Below are 21,091 nucleotides of genomic sequence, written 5' to 3'. Positions count from 1 at the left end.
ATTAATTCAAAGATAAATTTTTTTTATAAAAAAAGCGCTGAATCATCAGCGCTTTTTTGGATTCATCTTGGATTAAGAGATTTTCTTAAAGATAAAGTCATTAATCTTGTGACCGGCTTCAATACCACGACGCTCGAATTTAGTTTGAGGACGCCAGTCAGGACGAGGATAACTGTTGCCTTTACCTGCTAGGTTTTCCAAACGTGGACGCTCTTCAAGAACTTCCAGCATCCATTCAGCATACGGTTCCCAGTCAGTCGCAGCGTGGAATGTACCGCCGAGCTCTAACTTTTGTTCAACCAATGGCATACGGTCATGCGATACGAAACGGCGTTTGAAGTGACGTTTTTTCTGCCATGGATCAGGGAAGTACAACTGCACCGTGTTGATACTGTTATCCGGCATTTCACGCAGGACTTGAATTGCATCGGCATCCAGGACACGCAAGTTGGTTAAGCCTTCCATACCTGCTTCATACACACATTGTGCGATGCCGGGTACGTGCACTTCAATACCGACAAAATTACGTTCAGGATTGGCTTTGGCCATTAATACCAGTGAACGACCCATACCGAAGCCGATTTCTACAGTCAGCGGACGTTCAGGGTGCTCAAAATGCTGGCGCAAATCACCCACCGGATATTCCAAAATTAAGTGACCATATTGTTCAAGCGCAGTACGTTGAGAGGTATTTAATGGCGCTGAGCGGCGCATAAACGTCACAATTTCACGGTGCTCGCTTAAATTGTCCAGCTCCACGACTTGCTGGTCTAATTGATCGTTCGACATAACTTTGGCAAATCTAAAAATTCAGAATGCGGTATTTTAAGTCCTGAGCGGAGCAAGTCAAACTTTTCTCGGGAATTCACTACTAAAAACTGGCATTGAGCTTATTCCTCAGAAAAATAAAAGGAATAATTGGCCCTTTTAAATCATATGAATGATGATCAGGTTTGATAACGGTCGACCAAAGTACTGCTGGCTTCATTCAGTCCAGTCACCTGAACATCAACTCCTTGCGCTTTAAATTTCTGTACGACGTTATTGAACATATTCACAGAAGTGACATCCCAAATATGGGCATGGGTCAGATCCAGTTCAACAACTGCCAGATTTTCCTTAAAGTCAAAGAGCTGATAGAAACGGTCTGAACTGCTAAAAAAGATCTGCCCGGAAATCACATAACGACGAGAACGTTCATCTATCAAATGAGTATATACGTGAACCGTATTTTCCAGTTTGTTGATAAAGAACAGGGCAGACAATACCACGCCGATTAATACGCCTAATGCCAAGTTATGGGTCACCAAAACTACCAGCACAACAGTAATCATCACCACATTAAAAGCAAGCGGATGCTTGTTAAACTGCTGGATAGCACCCCACTGGAAGGTGGTAAATGACACCATGATCATAATGGCTACCAGTGCTGCCATCGGGATATAAACCAGCCAATCTTTTAGAAATACCACTAGGCAAAGTAAGAAGACGCCTGCCACAAGCGTAGACAGACGAGTACGTGCACCAGACGAGACATTGATGATCGACTGTCCAATCATGGCACAACCGGCCATTCCACCCATAAAACCGCTGACGATATTGGCCATACCCTGACCACGGCATTCCTGATGGCGGTCACTTTCAGAATCGGTGACTTCATCGACTACAGTGGTGGTCATCATAGTCTCAAGTAAACCGACAGTGGCCAAAGTCGCTGAATAGGGAAAAATAATTTGTAGTGTTTCAAAGTTCAGCGGAATTTCTGGAATCAAGAAAACTGGTAAGGTATCTGGAAAATTCCCTAAGTCACTCACGGTACGCATATCTGATCCGAGGAAAAGAGCCAGACCGCTGAGAACGATAATACAGATCAGTGGAGAAGGGATGGCTTTACCAATTTTCGGAAGAAAAGGAAATAAATAGATAATTGCCAAACCGATTGCAACAAACAGATAACCGATTGCATCCATTTTTTGCATTTCCGGGATTTGCGCAACAAAAATCAGAATCGCCAAGGCATTCAAGAAGCCATAGACCACTGATTGCGAAACAAAGCGCATCAATTTGGCAACTTTAAATGAACCGGCAATTACCTGAATAATCCCGGTTAATACAGTGGCAGCCAGTAAGTATTGCAGACCATGCTCCTTGACCAAAGTAATCATAAGGAGCGCCATCGCACCAGTTGCTGCCGAGATCATTGCTGGGCGACCACCGAAGAAGGCAATAGATACCGCGATACAGAAAGATGCGTACAAACCGACTTGGGGATCGACGCCAGCAATGGCAGAAAACGCAATCGATTCTGGAATGAGGGCTAATCCGACCACCAGGCCAGCCAGGACATCAGTCCGGATATTGGAAAACCATTCTTCTTTTTTCAGACTTATCACAGAATTTCATCATTTCACTTTTAACCCCGCGTATCTTAATCGTCCTAGTATAAAAATCCACACAAGAATGACTTGAAAATGTCTGGAATATACTCAATATTGAAGGAGTAAATGTCTTTTGGCGGCAGTTACGCTTTTTTGCAATTTACAGGTTTGATCACTTGAAAGTTTGTTAGAAGCGATTTAAAACATTGAGAAGTAGATAACAAGGATCAGAAATGAAGCTTTACTATGCACCTGGTGCATGCTCGTTGGCAGCACATATTATTTTAAATGAAATTAATGTTGATTTTGATTTGGAACGTGTTGATTTAAAAACGCATAAAACTGAGAAAGGCACAGATTATTACGAGATCAATCCAAAAGGCTATGTTCCAGCACTGGAAATTAACCCGGGCCTGATTCTGACTGAGAACGTTGCGATTCTTCCATTTCTGGCACAACACGATCCAAAACAAGATTTAATTCCTCCATCAGGTATGGGACGTGCCAAAGTCCTGGAATGGTTAGGTTACCTAAACTCAGAATTACATGATGCTTATGCGGTGTTCTTTGGTGCGCCAATGGATGAGGAAGCCAAGAAAAAGGCGTATGCAGAAATTGACCGCTTATTAAGTTACATTGATAAAGCCATTGGTGAATCAGACAATGATTACCTGGTGGATGATAACTTTGGACCAGCAGATGCTTATCTGTTTGTACTTACTAACTGGTCAAATCATATCGAACACGATTTGACACCTTATAAAAATATCATTCAAATTCGTAATAAAGTCGCAGAGCGTCAGTCAGTACAGATCGCTATGCGTGATGAAGGACTGATTCCTTAATACACCACAGCAAATCAATAAAGGACTCGATTGAGTCCTTTATTTTTGCACTTAATTTTCTTATCAACGAATTTATTTAAAGAAATAACCTGTCTCAGGCGAGCTGGCATTGGCCATACGCTTACGTGGCATGCGACCCGCTAAGAATGCTTCACGACCAGCTTCTACTGCTTTACGCATGGCAGATGCCATTAAGACTGGATTCTGTGCTGCTGCAATGGCTGTATTCATCAACACGCCATCACAACCGAGTTCCATGGCAATTGCTGCATCACTGGCTGTGCCGACACCAGCATCGACCAGTACAGGCACTTTGGCATTTTCCTTAATGATAGAAATGGTATGAGGATTCAGAATTCCCAGACCTGAGCCGATCAGACTTCCTAAAGGCATGATCGCAACACAACCCATGCTTTCCAGTTCCTGTGCCACGATTGGATCATCTGATGTATACACCATAATTTCAAAACCATCATCAATCAGGGTGCGTGCTGCTTTTAAAGTTTCAGTGATATTTGGATATAAGGTTTTTTCATCACCCAGAACTTCCAGTTTTACCAGGTTATGACCATCCAGCAGTTCACGTGCCAGCATACAGGTGCGTATAGCACTGTTAGCATCAAAACAGCCAGCGGTGTTGGGCAGAATGGTATATTTTTCGGGTGGAATCACGGATAACAGATTCGGCTGGTCTGGATGCTGGCCGATATTCACGCGACGGATTGCAACCGTAACAATTTCAGCACCACTCGCCTGAATTGCCTGATCTGTTTCCTGTAAGTCTTTATATTTTCCTGTACCAACTAACAGACGTGACTGGAACTGGCGTGAGCCAATTTGAAGTAAATCTTGCATAGTATTTCCGAACCTTAGCCGCCACCGACAGCGTGAATAATTTCGATTTTGTCTGCCTCACAGATTGGCGTTGCTGCCAGTCTACTTTTGGGAACGATCATTTCATTGACTTCAACGGCATAGCGCTTACCTTCAAGCGCAAGGTGCTGAACCAGTTCCATTAAGGTGGTGCAGTCAGTCTGTTGTTGTTCGCCATTGATATAGATGTTCATTTTGGCACCCTCTGAATGTGATCAGTTCTTACTTGATGTATTTAAATGCATTCCAGGCCAGGATCAGCCAGCCTGCAATCATCAGTGCGCCTCCGATTGGGGTAATTGCACCTAAACCACGCGGTAAACCAAGTGCCATAATATAAAGTGAACCACTGAACAGTAAAATGCCCAATTGAATCAAAATAAAACTTGGTTTAATCGGCAACTGTGGAATCACTTTTGCCAGAATGCCTAACAGCAACAAGCCGAGCGCATGATAGAAAAAGTAATCGGTTGCAGTCTGCCACCAGCCAAGCTGTGCTTCAGTTGCACGTGCTTTCAAGCCATGCGCACCAAAAGCACCCAGCATTACGGCAAGAGCCAGGTTAATCGCTGAAATTGCAATCCACATCTGAACTGATCTTCCTGTAAATTTTGCGCTTAACCTTAGCATAAAAGTACGGACTGAAACACCGTATTAAAAGACAAAAAAGCCTTCAGATCTGAAGGCTTTTCTATATACAATACATGAAACCTAGTTAGAAGACATCGCAACTTTAATTTTTTCCATGGCATTCTTTTCCAGCTGACGAATACGTTCTGCAGAAACATTATATTCTGCGGCAAGCTCATGCAGGGTAGATTTTTCATCATCCAGCCAGCGACGCTGCAAGATGTTACGTGAACGGTCATCTAGTTGTTCCATGGCATCGTGCAGGGCGGCTGTACTTTGTTCTTCATAGTCTTCATTTTCAATCAAACGTGCCGGATCATAACGATTATCTTCCAGATACAGCGCTGGAGCGACATGACCTGAACCTTCATCGTCATCATCACCTGAAGCTTCAAATGCTGCATCATAGGCAGTCAATCGACCTTCCATTTCCAGAACCTGTTCGGGGGTCACATTCAGGTCATTGGCAATTGATCGAGCTTCATCTAAGGTCAGCTTTTTAGATGACTTTTTCAAACTACGCAGGTTAAAGAACAGTTTGCGCTGGGCTTTAGTTGTCGCAATTTTGACAATACGCCAGTTACGGATTACATATTCGTGAATTTCAGCCTTAATCCAGTGCACGGCAAAGGAAACAAGACGAACACCCATATTCGGGTCAAAGCGTTTAACCGCTTTCATTAAGCCAAGGTTACCTTCCTGAATCAGGTCACCTTGAGGCAGGCCATAACCTGCATAACTACGTGCAATATGGACTACAAAACGCAGGTGGGACATCACCAGCATTTTTGCTGCGTCCAGATCCTGGTCATAGAAATATCGGTCTGCCAACTCTTTTTCTTGTTCGGCAGTTAAAATAGGAATCTGATTGACAGTACTAATATAAGCACCGAGATTGACACCTGGCGCCGATAATGACAGGGGCATCAATTGATTGCTGCTGTCACTCATGTGTTCTCCTTGAGGAATAACGGGATCATTCCCAAATCTAAGATTTATGTTAATCCAATCTCCAGTCAAATGATGGATTTTTGGGTAGAGATATGTAAACTTTTATACGAATGTGGAGATAAATAGTTTAATTGAAAATTTTTAAGATTCAATTATGTAGTGAAACTCCACGTCGGAAATTCGTTGCATATCATACTTCAGCTGATTTAACTCACAGTAACGCGAAACATCAATCTGGCTGTGTGGATCTGATGATTTCAGCAGAAAGGTTTCGCCGGGATGGCTTTTCAGGGCACGCTTTAACATCAATAACGGCATAGGGCATGGTTTACCCATGGCATCGACGGTGCGAATCTGATCTGCGTTGTCAATCATTTCCGTAATATTCATTCGACTTTAAAAGGGGTTTAAATATTAGCAAATAGGATGCCAAATCCCAACTTTTTTAAAAAAATATAAACGAAATAATAATTAAAAAGACCTTATGCAAATTTCTGAAAAAAATAGCGAAATCAATTAGAACAAACCTAAAAAAAGGCTATTAATTGTTATAAACCCATGTTAAGCTCGATGAGTTAGTGGGATTTTAGATAAACAAATTGATTGTTTTTCGTCCTGCAAATAAATGGATGTAACCGGGATTTTGTTAATAGTTTTACAGAATGATTACAAGCTTAAAAATAATATTTTCAAACTTGTTTGCTCTGCTGTTTGCAACACCGGGTGGTCCTTCTTTTCGGTACAATGAGGATTAACTTATGACAGCTGCTCGCGAACAAGGTGTAGTTAAGTGGTTTAACGATACTAAAGGCTTCGGCTTTATTCAACGCAATGGTGGTGATGACGTATTCGTTCATTTCCGTGCAATCCAAGGTGACGGTCACCGTTCACTTCGTGATGGCCAACGTGTTGAATTCAGTGTTGTAAAAGGCCAAAAAGGCTTCCAGGCTGAAGAAGTTCAACCATTAGACTAATCTTCGGATTAAGCTAATAAAACGCCCCAATATAAATTGGGGCGTTTTTTGTTTATACTGTCTGTATCTTAGTGATTATCTATTTAGAGCACCGCTTTATGTCATCTGGTTTTGAAACCTTAAATTTACATCCTAATCTAAAACAAGCGATTGATGCTTTAGGCTTTTCTTATATGACGCCTATTCAGGAGAAGGTTTTAAAATTCACATTGGCAGGTCACGATGCAATTGGTCGTGCGCAAACGGGTACAGGCAAAACAGCGGCCTTCCTGGTGAGTATCATCAATGATCTATTAAATAATCCTGTTCAGGAACAGCGTTACCGTGGTGAGCCACGTGCACTGATTCTGGCACCGACTCGCGAACTTGCACTACAAATTGAAAGTGACGCGCATGAGCTGACCAAGTTTACTGACCTGAGTGTCGTGACGCTGCTTGGTGGTGTGGATTTTGACAAGCAAAAAGCACAGCTCGATAAGGCACCTGTGGACATCATGGTTGCTACTCCAGGTCGCTTGATTGACTTTGTTGAACAAAAAGAAGTCTGGTTAGATCAGATTGAATTCCTGGTGATTGATGAAGCAGACCGCCTGCTGGATATGGGCTTTATCCCTTCAGTGAAACGTATCGTACGTTTCTCGCCACGCAAGGAACAGCGCCAGACTCTGATGTTCTCAGCAACTTTTAGCTATGACGTATTGAATCTGGCACAACAGTGGTTATTTGAACCCGTAACGGTTGAAATTGAGCCAGAAAAGAAAACCAATGCGGATGTTGAACAACGTGTATATATGGTTGCCAAGGCAGATAAATATAAACTGCTACAAGACATTTTACGTGATGAACCGATTGAGAAGGTCATGATTTTTGCCAACCGTCGTGATCAGGTGCGTAAACTCTATGATCATCTGAAACGTGACAACTATAAAGTGGTGATGCTGTCTGGTGAAATTGCCCAAGACAAGCGCTTAAAAATGCTGGACCAGTTTAAAAATGGAAAACACAATATCATGATCGCAACTGATGTAGCAGGTCGTGGTATTCATGTCGATGGTGTATCGCATGTAGTGAACTTTACCCTGCCAGAACAGTCTGATGATTATGTACACCGTATTGGTCGTACGGGACGGGCCGGGACTCGTGGTGTCAGTATCAGTTTCCTGTCGGAAGACGATGCGTTCTATCTTCCAGAAATTGAAAAAGCGATTGGTCAAAAATTACCATTGACCCGCCTGGAAGGCTATTGCTAATTTCCAGTTCGTAAAAAAACCGCTCATTGAGCGGTTTTTTTATCTAGCTAAAAATGCTTTAGTTAGACTGGCAACGGAAAGTCAGGGTAGTTTGGTAATCATCATCTGAATTAATGCTATTGCCTGTACCTGCAATATTACCAAGTACTGTGGCAGCAGCCTGAATAATCTGCCCAGTCTGCTCATCTACCACGCCTTTCAGTGCGCCATCATAGGTGGACTGTTCATCTACAATAATAGCTGTTGATCGTGAACCACAAGTTTTAGAGGCGGCGTTCACGGCATTATTTTTGGCAATGACTTGGGTCTTACCTAATCCGGTGACTTCAAATTGATTATTTTCTTTGCGGATTGCAGTTGTGGTGGTTGGATTAGTACTACACGCAGTCAGAGCGAGTGCAGTGGCAATAGCTGCACCCATTGTTAATATTTTTGTCATGTCTAAAAACCCGTCAAGATCAGATAATCGTATAATTAATCACATAATAATCTTTAGAGTTTGTACAGCATGTATAAATTTGGAAATTTTCAGTATTAGCCATGTCATTCTCATAAACGCTATTTAATGATTTTTATCAGAAACGAAAACAGTGAGCTAAATGTATCTGAGCAAGAAGAATAAAAATGAAGGATATAGAGAATCCCAAGATGAATATGCTAATCTTGAATACAGTTTTTAAGTATAGAAATACAAGGCAATGACCGAATCAACGATCGAAATCGTTCATCAGAATATTCATCAACGTCAATCTATTGGTCAGCTGATTGCCCCGGCACCCAATGCTGAACAGCTGGAAATAGCCTTTCAGGCTGCACTGACTGCACCAGATCATCACCGTTTAAAACCTACTGAATTTGTAGTTATTCCAGATGATAAGCGTGAAGCTTTTGGTGAGTTATTGTCCCAGGCATTAATCGATCTGGGTCAAACTGAAGCTGCTCAGATTGAGCGGGTAAAACATCATCCTTTCCGTGCACCTTTACTGGTTCTGGCTTTGACCCGTTTAAAAGATCATCCCAAGGTGCCGCATTTTGAGCAGATTCTGAGCTCTGGTGCCGCAATTCAGAATTTCTTATTGTCCCTGCAAGCTCAAGGTTTTTCGACCATGTGGCGTAGTGGTGCTGTAGTAGAATCGCTATACTTTAAACAGGCTTTAGGAATTTCAGGTGATGATCTGGTTTCAGGCATCATTTATATTGGAACGGCGGCAAAAACTATTGCGCCACGTGCAGAAATCCATACAGAAGCATTTGTCAGCCAGTGGAATCCATCACGTTAATTTGGCTAGATAAGGATATTAGAAACACATGTCAGAATTAAAATTTTCAGATCTGGTTGAACCTGTAGAAATTGATCGTAAGACTGCGTTGCGAATTACAGTGTTGGGTGGTGGTAGTTTTGGTACAGCAATGGCGAATACTGCAGTACGCAATGGCTGTGACACCATGATCTGGATTCGTGATGAAGCCACGGCTGCGGATATTAATGCCACGCATATGAACAAGCGTTACCTGCCAGATTTTCAGCTCGAGCCTGCATTGCTGGCAGTTTCAGACTTAGAAAAAGCAGTACGTGATCGTGATATTATTCTGGTGGCAATTCCAAGCCATTCCTTCCGTGATGTACTGAAGCAGATTAAGCCTTTTATTAGCTCTCAGGCCGTGATTTCACTGACCAAAGGTATTGAAGCGAAAACCTTTAGTTTTATGAGTGATATCATCCGGGAAGAATTACCTGAAGTGCCTTATGGGGTCCTTTCAGGCCCGAACCTGGCGAAGGAAATTGTGGCGGGCCAGCCAGCAGGGACTGTGATTGCAAGTGATTCTGAACTGGTGCGTTATGCAGTACAGCAAGCTTTGCACAGTGCTTTATTCCGTGTCTTTGCCAGCGATGATGTGCATGGTGTAGAGCTTGGTGGTGCGCTGAAAAATATCTATGCAGTCGCAATGGGTATGGCAGCCGCCTATAACGTCGGTGAAAATACCAAGAGTATGATTCTGACCCGTGCCTTGGCAGAAATGAGCCGTTTTGCGGTGAAGCTTGGTGCGAATCCATTAACCTTCCTGGGGCTGTCGGGTGTAGGTGATTTATTCGCTACCTGTAATAGTCCGTTAAGCCGAAACTATCAGGTTGGTTATGCGCTGGGTAAAGGTAAAACTCTGGAACAGGCAACTACTGAACTGGGTCAGACGGCGGAAGGGATTAATACTATTGTACAGGTAAAAGCACGTTCAGAAGAACTGGATGTATACATGCCAATTACCTGTGCCTTGTATGCTGTGATCTTTGAAGGTGCACCGCCGATGAGTATTGCAGTGTCTTTAATGAAAAATGGTCATCGCAGTGATGTGGAATTTGTCTTGCCACATCATCAAGTCTGATTTATAAGTGATGGAACTGTATGATCAGTCTCATATTATGACCTGATCAGCAGCTTGAATGAACGAATAGGGAAATGGTATGCAACTGACACTCGTACGTCATGGCGAAGCAGCTCCACCGGTAAATGGTAACGACACCAAGCGTCCTTTGACCGAACGTGGACATCTACAGGCAGAACAGACTGCTCAATACCTGAAAGATGTCGTTAAACCTGAAGTCTTTGTAGTGAGTCCTTTGCTTCGTGCTCAGGAAACTCTGGCACATTTGCAGGCTTTCTATAAAGATGTACCAGTGGTGATCTGTAATACCATTAAGCCGGATGATGATGCCAAAGTGGCTGTGGAATGGTTGTCTCAGTTGCCGTATGAATCAATTGTCGTGGTCTGCCATATGAATGTGGTGGCACATATTGCTTCCATTCTGACAGAGGAGTCTTTCCATCCTTTTCATTTGTCAGAAGCTCGCATTTATGATCAGGCAGTGATTGCAGCAGGTTTGTCGACACAGTTAAAAAGCTTTATTCCAACAGTATAAAAAACTATTAAAACGGCAGAACACAATCGATGTTGTATTTATGGATGCCAGAAGCCAATGGGGTTTGGCAATGGTCAGATGGGGGATTCTGGAAAAGTGCAGATACACTTGAGCAACTGATTCAGGAAATCCAAGGGCAACATGGGGTAGAGGCAACGGTCTTTTTCCCGAGTCGTCATGTGCAGATTTTGCAGCAGAGCATGTCCAAAGTCCAATATAAGAAAATGGGGCAGGAGGCAATCAAGTATTTGCTGGAGGAATATGTCATTCTACCGGTTGATGCGATGAAGGTGCTTCATCATTTTCAGCAGCCCGATCAGCTCAGTGTATTGGGAATTGCCAATTCAACTGTAGAAACCATGCAGCATGTATTGAACCTTCTTCCGGTCAAGGTCACGGCATTATTGCCAGATTTTCTGGTCCTGCCTGTTCCTGAAGAAAATCAACGTGTATTGGCGGAACTTGCTGGGCGACTACTGGTTCGCGAATCGGAATATGTGGGTCATTCGGTGGATGATCTGAGTCTTTATCTGGATTATCAGCCTAAAGATGTAAATTACAAGGTGAGTAACCTGAATGACGCTCAGCTGCGTAGTCTGGAAGCCGTTGTTACCCATGATCAGGTTGAGTCGTTCCAGTACAGCCTTCCCCAGCTGAAAAAAGCCAAACAGCATCCTTTTAATGTCTTGCCTAAAGCCAAGTCAGATACACCGGTTTCCGGTTACTGGAAAGCCTGTGCTGCTGTGTTTTTGGGTATTTTGGTGCTGCAGTTTAGTTATGATGCTGTGCGTTGGTATCAATATAAAAAGATTGCCAATCAGACTGCTTCTCAAGCGATTGATCAGTTCAAATACTGGTTTGGTCAGAACTATCCTGTAAACGAGCAGAATATCAAAAGCCAGTTTGAAGGGCAGATGCGTTTAAGTCAGGTGGCGAATACTCAGGCTTTTGATCTGATTAGTCGGGTGGGGCCGGTATTAATGCAAAACCAGATTATTGCGCAGCGGGTCAGTTATGATACTTCAAGCCTGAATATGGATCTGCAGGCGAACTCTTCTGATGCATTAAGCACTTTGACCCGTCAGCTGACACAGCAGGGTTTTAAAGTTGAACTGGGTAATGTACAGGCCAATGGTGCAGGTGCGATCGGATCGGTGAGAATACAATAATGAAAATGCTCGACAATATTCAAATCCGGCTGGACCAGCGCATTGAACGCATTACAGATTATCTGGATAGCTTGAGCGCCCGTGAACGCTATATGGTGATCTTTACTACAATCTTTGTCATTGTGGCTGCAGTCGGTTCGGCACTATTTTATATGCACAGAGCTGCGGATACCCAGCAAAAGCGCCTGAATACCTTAAAAGATACTTTAGTGTGGATGCAGAGTAATGCAGCGACCATGAAGCCAGCAGGCGATCTGCAATTAGATGCCTCAGAAAAAGTGCAGCGTGCTGCCCAGCAGCAGCGGTTGTCGGTTTCATCCCAGCAGCAGGAAGGTAAAATTTTACTCAATGTCAGTCATGAAAATTATTCTGTACTGGCTAATTTTCTGACCCAGCTGGCCCAGAGTGGCTTAACTGTTGAAAAAATGGAACTTATCAGTGATGCCGGACAGATTAAATTAACAGCGACTGTCCTATAAACGGTAAAAATAAAGATTTGCAAAGCATGGTTTTTTTACCGGGCTGTGACTATAATATGCCGACTTAAAAAGCAGTAGACTTTTCTGGATATGTTGTATTCTCTAGCCCGCCCTTTGTTGTTTTCTTTAGCACCAGAGCGTGCACATGAGCTGACACTATCACTGTTGAAATCCTCCCATGCCATGGGGATGATGCGTCAAAACGTTGCTTCTAAACCAGTGACCTGTATGGGAATCGAATTTCCGAATCCGGTAGGTCTGGCGGCAGGGTTGGACAAAAATGGTGCCTATATCGATGCTCTTGCAAGTCAAGGCTTTGGTTTTATTGAAATCGGTACTATTACCCCGCGTCCTCAGCCCGGTAATCCGGAACCCCGACTGTTCCGTCTGCCAAAAGCGAAAGCCATTATTAACCGTATGGGTTTTAATAATGAAGGCGTGGACAAACTGATTGAAAATGTTAAAGCTGCAAAATTCAAAGGTGTTCTGGGGATTAATATTGGCAAGAATGCTGTAACTCCGGTTGAAAATGCAGTTGATGATTATTTAATCTGTCTGGAAAAGGTATATAATTACGCTTCCTACATTACTGTTAATATTTCCTCTCCCAACACAAAAAACCTGCGTAGCCTGCAAAGTGGTGATGCGCTCACCGAGCTGCTGGAAACGCTAAAAAACCGTCAGCTTGAGCTTGCTCAAGAAAACCAGCATTATGTACCGCTGGTTCTGAAGGTTGCACCAGACCTTGAAGCTGAAGATATTGCATTTATTGCCCAGCAATTGCTGCAATTCAAGATTGATGGTTTGATTGTGACCAATACGACCTTGTCTCGTGAAGGTGTTGAAGGTCTGGAGCATGCTGAAGAAGCAGGCGGTTTGTCGGGCGCGCCGGTCTTTGAGAAAAGTACGGCATGTTTAAAAGCCTTTGCAGATGTGTTGCAAGGACAAATTCCATTGATTGGTGTGGGTGGTATTCTTTCGGGTGCCGATGCCGCTGCCAAAAAGCAAGCTGGTGCCAGCCTTGTACAAGTTTATAGTGGCCTCATATATACAGGTCCGACACTTGTAAAAGACTGTGTTGAAGCATTCTGAATTCTATGACTGCCATTGACATCTTTTTACTGTTTATACTGCTCATTGGAGGGCTAAACGGTTTGCGTCAAGGATTTATTAAAGCCTTTGCGAACTTAGCTGGCTGGATTTTTGCGCTCATTGTAGCAGCGAAATATTCAACACTACTTGCGCCTTCCATGACTGCTCTCAGTACAGATCCAGTGGTACAAAAAATTGCAGCATTTGCTTTCATCGTCCTCATGATTGTGGTTCTGACCTGGATAGTAACCTTCTTGCTCAATCGTGTGATGAAAACCCTGAAACTGGGACCTTTAAACCGTCTTGCAGGTGGGGTGTTTGGCAGCCTGAAAGGGCTGCTGATTGTCCTGATCACCATGCAGGGAATCGGGCCGTGGGTAGAAAGCTCACCACACTGGAAACAGTCCAAAGTAATTCAGACTTTGCTTCCTTATGCGCCATGGGCGACTCAGATGTCCAAAGATGCTGCAAACGAAGCCCTACAACATATCAAGTCGGAAGATTCCAGAAAATCTTCAGATGTATCAGCTGAGCCTGCTGTAAAAAGCAAATCATCGGCTGAGTCTACGAATAATCCTTTTTATTAATCCTAGCTTGTCTGCGAGGTTGCTATGTGTGGAGTGGTTGGTATTGCTGGTAAATCAGCTGTTAACCAAATGTTGTTTGATGCATTAACGATGTTACAACATCGTGGACAGGATGCAGCTGGGATTGTAACTTGTCATGAAGGTCGCCTGTTCCTTCGTAAAGATGTTGGTATGGTGCGTGATGTATTCCATACCCGTCATATGCGTGCATTACAAGGTAATTACGGTATTGGCCATGTGCGTTATCCAACTGCGGGTACCTCAAGTAGTGCTGAAGCGCAGCCGTTTTATGTGAACTCTCCTTACGGGATTACGCTGGCACATAACGGTAACCTGACCAATGCTGAAGAAATTCATGATGACCTGTTCAAGACTGACTTACGTCATATGAACACCGATTCTGATTCAGAAGTTCTGCTCAACGTATTTGCGCACGAATTGCAGAAGCGTGGCAAACTGGTACCGACCTCTGAAGATATCTTCCATGCCGTAACACGCGTGCATGAGCGCTGCAAAGGTGGTTATGCAGTTGTTGCCATGATTACAGGTCAAGGAGTGGTTGGTTTCCGTGATCCTAATGGTATCCGTCCATTGATTTACGGTTCGCGTGAAACTGAAAACGGTATGGAATATATCATCGCTTCTGAATCTGTAGCGATTACAGCGTTGGGCTTTAAAGTTGAACGTGATATCGAGCCAGGTGAAGCTGTTTTCATTGACTCTGAAGGGAACTTCTTTACCAAGCAATGTGCTGCAAAGCCAGAATACCGTCCATGTATCTTTGAATATGTGTACTTTGCGCGTCCAGATGCGATCATTGATGGTATTTCAGTGTATAAAGCCCGTCTGAAAATGGGTGAGAAACTGGCCCATAAAATCCTGCGCGAGTGGGGGGATGAACATGATATCGATGTGGTAATTCCAATTCCAGATACATCACGTACTTCTGCGCTTGAACTGGCAAATACGCTGGGCGTGAAATTCCGTGAAGGTTTCATGAAGAACCGTTATATCGGTCGTACCTTCATTATGCCTGGTCAGCAACTGCGTAAAAAATCAGTACGTCAGAAGCTGAACCCGGTTGGGCTGGAATTCCAGGGTAAAAACGTTCTATTGGTCGATGACTCAATTGTTCGTGGTACCACGTGTAATGAAATCATTCAGATGGCGCGTGATTCTGGTGCGAAAAAAGTATTCTTTGCGTCTGCTGCACCAATGGTAAAATATCCAAACGTGTACGGCATCGATATGCCAGCAAAATCTGAACTGATTGCATCTGAACGTAGTGTTGAGGAAATTCGTGAAATTATTGGTGCTGACCGTCTGATTTTCCAAGATCTGGAAGATCTGAAAGATGCAGTACGTACCAAGATTGTACCGAACCTGCGTGAATTCGACTGTTCTGTATTTGACGGCGTATATGTGGCTGGTGGTATTGATGAAGCATACCTTGACCAGTTACAGCAAAAGCGTAATGATGGCGCCAAAAAAGGTGACAAGTTTATTGATGTAAATATCGATGCAGCATCAGTAGACCTGACTGGCGTGCGCGAAGTCTAAGTCTTTAAAATCATGAAAAAAGCGGGAATTTCCCGCTTTTTTCATTTATGATTGGGCAAAGCTAGAACAATGTGATCAGGGTGAAGCATTGAAAAGCGTAGGATATGCGTTTATCAAGAATAAAAATATGCTATGGCCAGCCAGTGTCTGTCTGATTGCTGTGCTATTGACGATAGCAATTATTAATACTGTCGTTGGTTTGCTGGTCTATTATTTTGATCCTGCTCAATCTATTTATTGGCATGTGCTGAGTCCTTATCTGATAGCTCTGGTCGGTTCGATCATGGTGGTGTCAGTACTCTATGAATTTTATGTCTTTCGTGCCGGTGGTTATTCCTTGGCACGGCAGATGGGTGCGCGTCGCCTGAGTCTGATTGAAAGCGTACCGGAAGAAAGCGTCGCTCTGAAGATTGCTGAACAATTGGCAGATACTTTTCTGATTGAGCCTCCTGCGGTGTATGTTTTGCCTGATGAAGTTGGAGTCAATGCACTGACTGCCGGTTTTAACCCGGGAAATACTGCCATTATTCTGACTTGGGGGGCATTGCAAAATCTGGATGAAATTGAACTGTATGGTTTATTAAGCCATGAGTTTAACAAGATTCTTTCTGGGGAAGCGGCAGAAAATACCCGGCTCAAGATTCTCTATAGCAGCCTGACCATTTTTAGTCAATGGGGCAGTAAGATTGCCAAACGGGGATTCTATCGGAATGGTATGCCGGCAGAAAACAAGTTTGAGACACTGTTTGTCGGTATTGGAGCGGTGATCTGGCTGATTGGTAGCCTAGGCGTGCTGATTACCCGTTTCATTAAATATATTTCGCTCGGTGGCAGAACTTTCAAGAATGATCAGAAAACCCGTCGCCTGATTCAAAATGATGCCAATGTACAGACTTTGCTGCGGATTTATGTGCATCATTCCGGTTCACAGATTCATAGTGAATATGCAGAGTCGATTTCACATATGTGTTTTGCTAACTCCCTCAGTCAGCAGAACTGGCTGAATATTCATCCCAGTATTGAGCAGCGAATCTATGAAATGAATCCCTCCTTGATTCAGGATCTGCAGCTTGAAAACCTAAAAAAACTACAAAATCAGCCTTTATTTAGTCTGTTTCGGTCACTCGAAGAAATGGCGGTCACAAGTGCAGCTTCCTGGAGTTCGCCACAGCCATTGCCTTTACTACGTCTGTCGCCGATCAGCTTTGCGATCAAGGATGCAGTTAAACCACTGAATCCGGAGAATCGTGCCAATACACCACGACCAGAACTGATTGAACGCGCATTGCAAACTGCAACTGGGTCACGAGAGGTCATGGTTGCAATTCTGATGATCCGGCAATATCGGGAATTTATTCCCACCGATGCTGAAGTCAGCCGGGCCATTGTAGATTCATTGTTAAATCTGGACGGGCGTGTGCATATCTCGATTTTTCAGCAAGCCTGCAAAAATATTGGTGGCATGCCGACCACGGTAGCACGACAATTCGTGATGAAACTGGCACGGATTATTCAGGAAGATGGTGAAATTGGTCTGCTAGATGCCTTGTTGCTTGAATGTGTGAAATATGAGCTGAATCTACTCCCCCTACATACCCCGACGGCACTGGAAGAAGTTAAACCACAAATCGTACGCCTGATTGATGCATTGCTGCATGTACAGCAGATCAATAGTGATAATCAGCTGGATGTTCGCGAGCGTATTTTAAAACGTATTCTGACTCAAAAAGAACTGGAAATGTATACCGAAATTTCAGATGAGCCGATTGATCTGGCTGAAATTCTGAATGATATTTCTGGCCTGTTACTGCGTGATCGACTGAGTATATTGGGCATTGCGGAAATCTGTCTCTGGAATGATCGGATCATCACTCAGGATGAATTTGACGTGATGGAATTACTGTATTGGCGTTTGGGTTTTGAAGTAGATGAAATTGTGGATCAGATGCAGAAAAAGAACAGCATCATGATTATTTAATTCAGACTTGAAAGTATTTATTAACTCACGCATGATCTTTAAATAATGTTTGAACCTGCATGTAAACAACCCGAAGAGAATGACTAAAATCAAATTTGCTACAAATCAATTGTAATGTACAGTGAAAAATCCGAAAAAGTTCGGCAAAGGAAGTGGATTCCCGCTAAAATATTCAGCCTGAAATAGGTGATGAAGACAAGATGATAGGGCATCAGCGTGACATACTGGCGACACTAGGAATTGATATCTGGATTCCTCGGGCGGAGCCGTGTCAATCGCACCAGCCGGCGCTTTGGCGTGACCAGTCACAACCTGAAGTCCTGAGTGAAATCATCCTTCCTGAGCTTAAAGCTGAAGCCTCAGTGATTGAACGTTCTGTCGTATCTGCACCTGTAGAAGTGCCTGCGCCAGTCGTTATAATGCCAACAATGGAAATACAGCCGCAGCCAGAACTGGTACATGAGCTTCGCGAAATTGTTGAGGTCGCGCCTTTTAGCCTGCAGGCATTAAGTCTTGCACACTGTATTATTGTCATTGATGCCACGAGCTTAACTGAAGATCAGCAATTACTGTGGTCGAATATCCAACGTGCAATGTTGGGTGAGTTTGCAGAGCTGAACTGGCCATTTCCTTGGGATAATGTGCAGGATGGACGCGGCGTGGAGTCTTATATCCAGGGTTTTCTGGATGGCATGAGTCACGATAAAAATATTATTTTTCTTGGTACTGTTGCACATCTTTCAAACAGTAAAATTACCCAGTTGGCCTCCCTGCAGGAGATGCTGGATCGGCCAATCCTTAAAAAGCGACTCTGGCAGTTTATGCAAAGTAGGCCTGTCAGCATGGAATAAATAAGCATGAAGCAAAAAGTTGTTGTATTTAGTCAAATTCCTCCAGAGATTCAAGCCAAACTCGAACAACAATATAATGTGGTATATATCCAGCCCAAGCTGGGTGATGTCAATCAACAGATTTTGCAGCATGCACAAGATGCAGATGGCATGATTGGCGCAGGACGACTGCTCAATCGAAATAATCTGGAAACTGCGACTAAACTAAAAATCATCTCCAGTGTCAGTGTTGGCTACGATAATTACGATCTTGAATATTTAAATGAAAAGAAAATTTATCTCACTCATACACCACATGTGCTCACTGAAACCACAGCTGATCTTGCATTTACTTTACTCATGGCCGCAGCGCGTAAAGTAACTTATTTAGATCAATGGACCAAGCAAGGACAGTGGCAGCGTACCGCCAGCGAAGCAGAGTTCGGGGTAGATATTTTTGGCAAGACTTTAGGAATTATTGGATTAGGTCATATTGGCGCAGCAATCGCGCGACGTGGCTTTCATGGCTTTAATATGAATGTGCTTTATCATAACCGTCGTGAAAAGCTGGAGCTGGCGCAAGGCTTAAATGCAGAATATTGTGATTTAAAATCCTTATTACAGCGTTCTGATTTTGTGGTAGTCGCAGTGGATTTAAATGCAGATTCCAAAGCACTTTTTGGTGCAGAAGAACTGGCATTGATGCAGCGGCATGCAGTCTTTGTGAATATTTCCCGTGGTTCAGTTGTCGATGAGCAGGCACTGATTCAGGCTTTAAAAAATCGTCAGATTTTTGCCGCAGGGCTGGATGTCTATCAAAAAGAGCCATTGCAAGAATCAGAGCTATTTAAACTTGATAATGTGATTACCTTGCCGCACGTAGGTTCGGCAACTGCGCAAACACGTCAGCGTATGGCAGAACTGGCATATCACAACCTGGTGGATGCTTTGCAAGGACGTGTACCACGCTATGTAGTTAACCCGCATTTTAAATAATATTAAATAACATTTCCTTGCGTTTATGCCCTTTTTTCAATGGTATATTCAAGCAGGTTTCGTAATCAGGCTTAGAGATTTATTCATTGAAACGTTTGGTTTTGGCTTGTGGATTAAGCGCATGTATGGTGATAGGGCATACCGCTTCCGATACTTTTAACACCCAGTCTAGTCAGTTTACTGTTCCAGAAATTGGAGCAGGTGTAGGGCTGATAGATCAGCAAAAAGAGCGCATGATTGGTGAAAAGGTTTATCGTCAAGTACAGAAACAATTACCTGTGGTGCAAAATCCCTGGATGGAAGACCAGTTATTTTCAGTGTTTTCACATATTCTCAGCCAGACTCAATTACAGCAACCAATTGGCCTGGTTGTGGTTAATGATCCCCAGATTAATGCTTTTGCTGTGCCTGGTGGCTTATTTGCCTTAAATATGGGATTACTCAATTCAGCGCGTAATATGGATGAAGTGGCCGGTGTGATGGCGCATGAAATTGCACATGTCACACAACGTCATTACAGTCGATCCCAAGAAGCATTTAAAGGACAGGGATTATTAGCACTCGCGGGAATCCTGGTCGGAGCCTTAGTGGCATCGCAAGCAGATGGTGATGCGGGTGCAGCCGTAATGATGGGCTCACAAGCAGCTTTAATGGATCAGCAGCTTTCTTATAGTCGTAATCAGGAACGTGAAGCAGATCGGATCGGTATGCAGTATATGTATGCTTCGGGCTATAACCCGCAGAGCATGGCTGATTTCTTTGAGGTGATGCATCGTTCAACCAGCCGTTTAAGCTTTCTGCCAGATTTCTGGTTTACTCATCCCTTAACGACTGAGCGTATGAGTGAGGCGCGTTTACGCGCCAATCAGATGCCGAAAGTTAAACCAAAGCTGATAGACCAGAATTTTGAGATTATTCGTTGGTATAGCAAAGTACTGTCCCGTCAGACGACTGAGCAGCAATTAAAAATTTTAGCAGGACAAAACAGTTTTGCAGGGCAATTGGCACTCACTGCTTATTATCTGCAACAAGGTGATGAGGATAATGCACAACAGGCATTAGACCAGGCAAAAAAGCATAATCAGATTCATCCTTTGCTGGTGCTGTTTCAGACCGATATTTATCTCGGGAAAAATCAGCTGGAGCCAGCTCTGCGTAGTGTGCGTTCTGCAGCATCCATTATGCCGGAAAACCGGGCACTCAATTATAAATATGCAGAAGTATTGATCCGTATGAAGCAAACCGATCAAGCCAAGATGATCGTGCAACGTTTCCTGAATGCTAATTCACGTGATTTAAGTGCCTGGCGCTTAATGCTGTCAGCAACCAATGCCGAGCCTGTATCTGAGATTAAAACGATTAATGTGCTGCGTTACCGTTCTGAAGTAGAATATTGGACGGGAAATGAGGAGGCAGCTATTAAATCCTTACTACATGCACAGCGAGTTAGTAAGAAGAATCAGTCATTGTCTGCAAGTATTTCACAACGTTTAAAACAGATGCAGCAGGAAAGAAAATACAAGATTTAATCTTCTCATAAAAATTACTTATTAAAGCTGTGAACTACATCAACCTCTGTGCT

Annotated in this window: 23 protein-coding genes; 15 read left to right on the top strand and 8 right to left on the bottom strand. The window is 43.4% G+C overall.

Translation table 11 applies throughout. From position 1 onward, the window contains the following. Positions 1 to 72 precede the first annotated feature (72 nt). Positions 73 to 789 carry a tRNA (guanosine(46)-N7)-methyltransferase TrmB gene (trmB, locus tag FSC11_RS09365; protein ID WP_004894155.1) on the bottom strand — a complete coding sequence of 239 codons (717 nt, stop codon included), beginning with the start codon at positions 787 to 789 and terminating at the stop codon, positions 73 to 75. Between the two features lie 158 nt (positions 790 to 947). Next, on the bottom strand, positions 948 to 2,393 hold the full coding sequence (locus FSC11_RS09360; RefSeq protein ID WP_163166539.1) for a SulP family inorganic anion transporter: 1,446 nt from the start codon (positions 2,391 to 2,393) through the stop codon (positions 948 to 950). 218 nt (positions 2,394 to 2,611) lie between these two features. On the opposite strand from FSC11_RS09360, the gene FSC11_RS09355 reads away from it, so the two are divergent. Further along, positions 2,612 to 3,223, top strand: a complete 612-nt coding sequence (locus FSC11_RS09355) for a glutathione binding-like protein (RefSeq protein ID WP_163166537.1) — start codon at positions 2,612 to 2,614, stop codon at positions 3,221 to 3,223. Positions 3,224 to 3,295: 72 nt separating this feature from the next. Here the strand turns inward: FSC11_RS09355 and FSC11_RS09350 are convergent, their stop codons facing one another. From FSC11_RS09350 to FSC11_RS09330, 5 genes are all read right to left on the bottom strand, one after another. Then, on the bottom strand, positions 3,296 to 4,078 hold the full coding sequence (locus tag FSC11_RS09350) for a thiazole synthase (protein ID WP_103800052.1): 783 nt from the start codon (positions 4,076 to 4,078) through the stop codon (positions 3,296 to 3,298). Positions 4,079 to 4,092: 14 nt separating this feature from the next. After that, positions 4,093 to 4,290, bottom strand: coding sequence for a sulfur carrier protein ThiS (gene thiS, locus FSC11_RS09345; RefSeq protein WP_004812315.1), 198 nt, complete (start codon positions 4,288 to 4,290; stop codon positions 4,093 to 4,095). A gap of 28 nt (positions 4,291 to 4,318) precedes the next feature. Further along, positions 4,319 to 4,684 (bottom strand): DUF423 domain-containing protein, encoded by a 366-nt coding sequence (locus FSC11_RS09340; RefSeq protein ID WP_163166535.1) that lies wholly within the window; start codon positions 4,682 to 4,684, stop codon positions 4,319 to 4,321. A 123-nt stretch (positions 4,685 to 4,807) separates the two neighbouring features. Beyond that, complete coding sequence (rpoH, locus tag FSC11_RS09335; RefSeq protein WP_004894167.1) at positions 4,808 to 5,677, bottom strand: RNA polymerase sigma factor RpoH; 870 nt, start codon at positions 5,675 to 5,677, stop codon at positions 4,808 to 4,810. Between the two features lie 141 nt (positions 5,678 to 5,818). After that, positions 5,819 to 6,052 (bottom strand): sulfurtransferase TusA family protein, encoded by a 234-nt coding sequence (locus FSC11_RS09330; protein ID WP_184104865.1) that lies wholly within the window; start codon positions 6,050 to 6,052, stop codon positions 5,819 to 5,821. A gap of 383 nt (positions 6,053 to 6,435) precedes the next feature. On the opposite strand from FSC11_RS09330, the gene FSC11_RS09325 reads away from it, so the two are divergent. Continuing rightward, the gene (locus FSC11_RS09325; RefSeq protein ID WP_004280099.1) at positions 6,436 to 6,651 is read left to right on the top strand and encodes a cold-shock protein; all 216 of its coding nucleotides are present in this window, start codon (positions 6,436 to 6,438) and stop codon (positions 6,649 to 6,651) included. A 98-nt stretch (positions 6,652 to 6,749) separates the two neighbouring features. After that, positions 6,750 to 7,901 carry an ATP-dependent RNA helicase RhlB gene (gene rhlB, locus FSC11_RS09320; RefSeq protein ID WP_163166533.1) on the top strand — a complete coding sequence of 384 codons (1,152 nt, stop codon included), beginning with the start codon at positions 6,750 to 6,752 and terminating at the stop codon, positions 7,899 to 7,901. 58 nt (positions 7,902 to 7,959) lie between these two features. Here rhlB and FSC11_RS09315 read toward each other — a convergent pair whose 3' ends face one another. After that, on the bottom strand, positions 7,960 to 8,340 hold the full coding sequence (locus FSC11_RS09315) for a hypothetical protein (protein ID WP_171521712.1): 381 nt from the start codon (positions 8,338 to 8,340) through the stop codon (positions 7,960 to 7,962). A 259-nt stretch (positions 8,341 to 8,599) separates the two neighbouring features. Between FSC11_RS09315 and FSC11_RS09310 the strand changes: the two genes are divergently transcribed. The 12 genes from FSC11_RS09310 to FSC11_RS09255 all read left to right on the top strand — a co-directional run bounded on the left by FSC11_RS09310 (position 8,600) and on the right by FSC11_RS09255 (position 21,038). After that, positions 8,600 to 9,181, top strand: coding sequence for a nitroreductase family protein (locus FSC11_RS09310; RefSeq protein WP_163166531.1), 582 nt, complete (start codon positions 8,600 to 8,602; stop codon positions 9,179 to 9,181). A 28-nt stretch (positions 9,182 to 9,209) separates the two neighbouring features. Further along, positions 9,210 to 10,283: an NAD(P)H-dependent glycerol-3-phosphate dehydrogenase gene (locus FSC11_RS09305; RefSeq protein ID WP_004812326.1), complete on the top strand. Its 1,074-nt coding sequence runs from the start codon at positions 9,210 to 9,212 to the stop codon at positions 10,281 to 10,283. Positions 10,284 to 10,362: 79 nt separating this feature from the next. Next, positions 10,363 to 10,818, top strand: a complete 456-nt coding sequence (locus tag FSC11_RS09300; RefSeq protein WP_163166529.1) for a phosphoglycerate mutase family protein — start codon at positions 10,363 to 10,365, stop codon at positions 10,816 to 10,818. A 29-nt stretch (positions 10,819 to 10,847) separates the two neighbouring features. Continuing rightward, the gene (gene gspL, locus FSC11_RS09295) at positions 10,848 to 11,987 is read left to right on the top strand and encodes a type II secretion system protein GspL (protein ID WP_163166528.1); all 1,140 of its coding nucleotides are present in this window, start codon (positions 10,848 to 10,850) and stop codon (positions 11,985 to 11,987) included. Next, positions 11,987 to 12,466 (top strand): type II secretion system protein GspM, encoded by a 480-nt coding sequence (gene gspM, locus FSC11_RS09290; protein ID WP_163166526.1) that lies wholly within the window; start codon positions 11,987 to 11,989, stop codon positions 12,464 to 12,466. Before gspL ends, gspM begins: the two co-directional genes overlap by 1 nt. Before the next feature lie 90 nt (positions 12,467 to 12,556). After that, positions 12,557 to 13,558 (top strand): quinone-dependent dihydroorotate dehydrogenase, encoded by a 1,002-nt coding sequence (locus FSC11_RS09285; RefSeq protein WP_004812335.1) that lies wholly within the window; start codon positions 12,557 to 12,559, stop codon positions 13,556 to 13,558. A 5-nt stretch (positions 13,559 to 13,563) separates the two neighbouring features. After that, the gene (locus FSC11_RS09280; protein ID WP_004812336.1) at positions 13,564 to 14,145 is read left to right on the top strand and encodes a CvpA family protein; all 582 of its coding nucleotides are present in this window, start codon (positions 13,564 to 13,566) and stop codon (positions 14,143 to 14,145) included. Positions 14,146 to 14,169: 24 nt separating this feature from the next. Further along, positions 14,170 to 15,705, top strand: a complete 1,536-nt coding sequence (gene purF, locus FSC11_RS09275) for an amidophosphoribosyltransferase (protein WP_163166524.1) — start codon at positions 14,170 to 14,172, stop codon at positions 15,703 to 15,705. A gap of 88 nt (positions 15,706 to 15,793) precedes the next feature. Further along, positions 15,794 to 17,683, top strand: coding sequence for a M48 family metalloprotease (locus tag FSC11_RS09270; protein ID WP_171521711.1), 1,890 nt, complete (start codon positions 15,794 to 15,796; stop codon positions 17,681 to 17,683). Positions 17,684 to 17,883: 200 nt separating this feature from the next. Further along, complete coding sequence (locus tag FSC11_RS09265; protein ID WP_163166522.1) at positions 17,884 to 18,534, top strand: hypothetical protein; 651 nt, start codon at positions 17,884 to 17,886, stop codon at positions 18,532 to 18,534. 6 nt (positions 18,535 to 18,540) lie between these two features. Further along, positions 18,541 to 19,509 (top strand): 2-hydroxyacid dehydrogenase, encoded by a 969-nt coding sequence (locus FSC11_RS09260; RefSeq protein WP_111810434.1) that lies wholly within the window; start codon positions 18,541 to 18,543, stop codon positions 19,507 to 19,509. 86 nt (positions 19,510 to 19,595) lie between these two features. Continuing rightward, entirely contained in the window at positions 19,596 to 21,038 is a 1,443-nt protein-coding gene (locus FSC11_RS09255; protein ID WP_205681835.1) for a M48 family metalloprotease, read from the top strand. Positions 21,039 to 21,091 lie beyond the last annotated feature (53 nt).

This window comes from Acinetobacter schindleri (assembly GCF_010918895.1).
Lineage (GTDB): Bacteria > Pseudomonadota > Gammaproteobacteria > Pseudomonadales > Moraxellaceae > Acinetobacter > Acinetobacter schindleri.
Note: the sequence above shows the minus strand (reverse complement) of the source record. Positions and strands in the feature narration are given on the sequence as shown.

Bases quoted from the DNA above. Each gene is read 5' to 3' on its own strand.
- rhlB (WP_163166533.1), top strand. From the start codon at position 6,750: ATGTCATCTGGTTTTGAAACCTTAAATTTACATCCTAATCTAAAACAA.
- FSC11_RS09330 (WP_184104865.1), bottom strand. From the start codon at position 6,052: ATGATTGACAACGCAGATCAGATTCGCACCGTCGATGCCATGGGTAAA.
- FSC11_RS09340 (WP_163166535.1), bottom strand. From the start codon at position 4,684: ATGTGGATTGCAATTTCAGCGATTAACCTGGCTCTTGCCGTAATGCTG.
- FSC11_RS09285 (WP_004812335.1), top strand. From the start codon at position 12,557: ATGTTGTATTCTCTAGCCCGCCCTTTGTTGTTTTCTTTAGCACCAGAG.
- purF (WP_163166524.1), top strand. From the start codon at position 14,170: ATGTGTGGAGTGGTTGGTATTGCTGGTAAATCAGCTGTTAACCAAATG.
- rpoH (WP_004894167.1), bottom strand. From the start codon at position 5,677: ATGAGTGACAGCAGCAATCAATTGATGCCCCTGTCATTATCGGCGCCA.
- trmB (WP_004894155.1), bottom strand. From the start codon at position 789: ATGTCGAACGATCAATTAGACCAGCAAGTCGTGGAGCTGGACAATTTA.
- FSC11_RS09325 (WP_004280099.1), top strand. From the start codon at position 6,436: ATGACAGCTGCTCGCGAACAAGGTGTAGTTAAGTGGTTTAACGATACT.
- FSC11_RS09350 (WP_103800052.1), bottom strand. From the start codon at position 4,078: ATGCAAGATTTACTTCAAATTGGCTCACGCCAGTTCCAGTCACGTCTG.
- FSC11_RS09305 (WP_004812326.1), top strand. From the start codon at position 9,210: ATGTCAGAATTAAAATTTTCAGATCTGGTTGAACCTGTAGAAATTGAT.
- FSC11_RS09310 (WP_163166531.1), top strand. From the start codon at position 8,600: ATGACCGAATCAACGATCGAAATCGTTCATCAGAATATTCATCAACGT.
- FSC11_RS09300 (WP_163166529.1), top strand. From the start codon at position 10,363: ATGCAACTGACACTCGTACGTCATGGCGAAGCAGCTCCACCGGTAAAT.
- FSC11_RS09355 (WP_163166537.1), top strand. From the start codon at position 2,612: ATGAAGCTTTACTATGCACCTGGTGCATGCTCGTTGGCAGCACATATT.
- FSC11_RS09280 (WP_004812336.1), top strand. From the start codon at position 13,564: ATGACTGCCATTGACATCTTTTTACTGTTTATACTGCTCATTGGAGGG.
- gspM (WP_163166526.1), top strand. From the start codon at position 11,987: ATGAAAATGCTCGACAATATTCAAATCCGGCTGGACCAGCGCATTGAA.
- FSC11_RS09315 (WP_171521712.1), bottom strand. From the start codon at position 8,340: ATGACAAAAATATTAACAATGGGTGCAGCTATTGCCACTGCACTCGCT.
- FSC11_RS09260 (WP_111810434.1), top strand. From the start codon at position 18,541: ATGAAGCAAAAAGTTGTTGTATTTAGTCAAATTCCTCCAGAGATTCAA.
- gspL (WP_163166528.1), top strand. From the start codon at position 10,848: ATGTTGTATTTATGGATGCCAGAAGCCAATGGGGTTTGGCAATGGTCA.
- FSC11_RS09265 (WP_163166522.1), top strand. From the start codon at position 17,884: ATGATAGGGCATCAGCGTGACATACTGGCGACACTAGGAATTGATATC.
- thiS (WP_004812315.1), bottom strand. From the start codon at position 4,290: ATGAACATCTATATCAATGGCGAACAACAACAGACTGACTGCACCACC.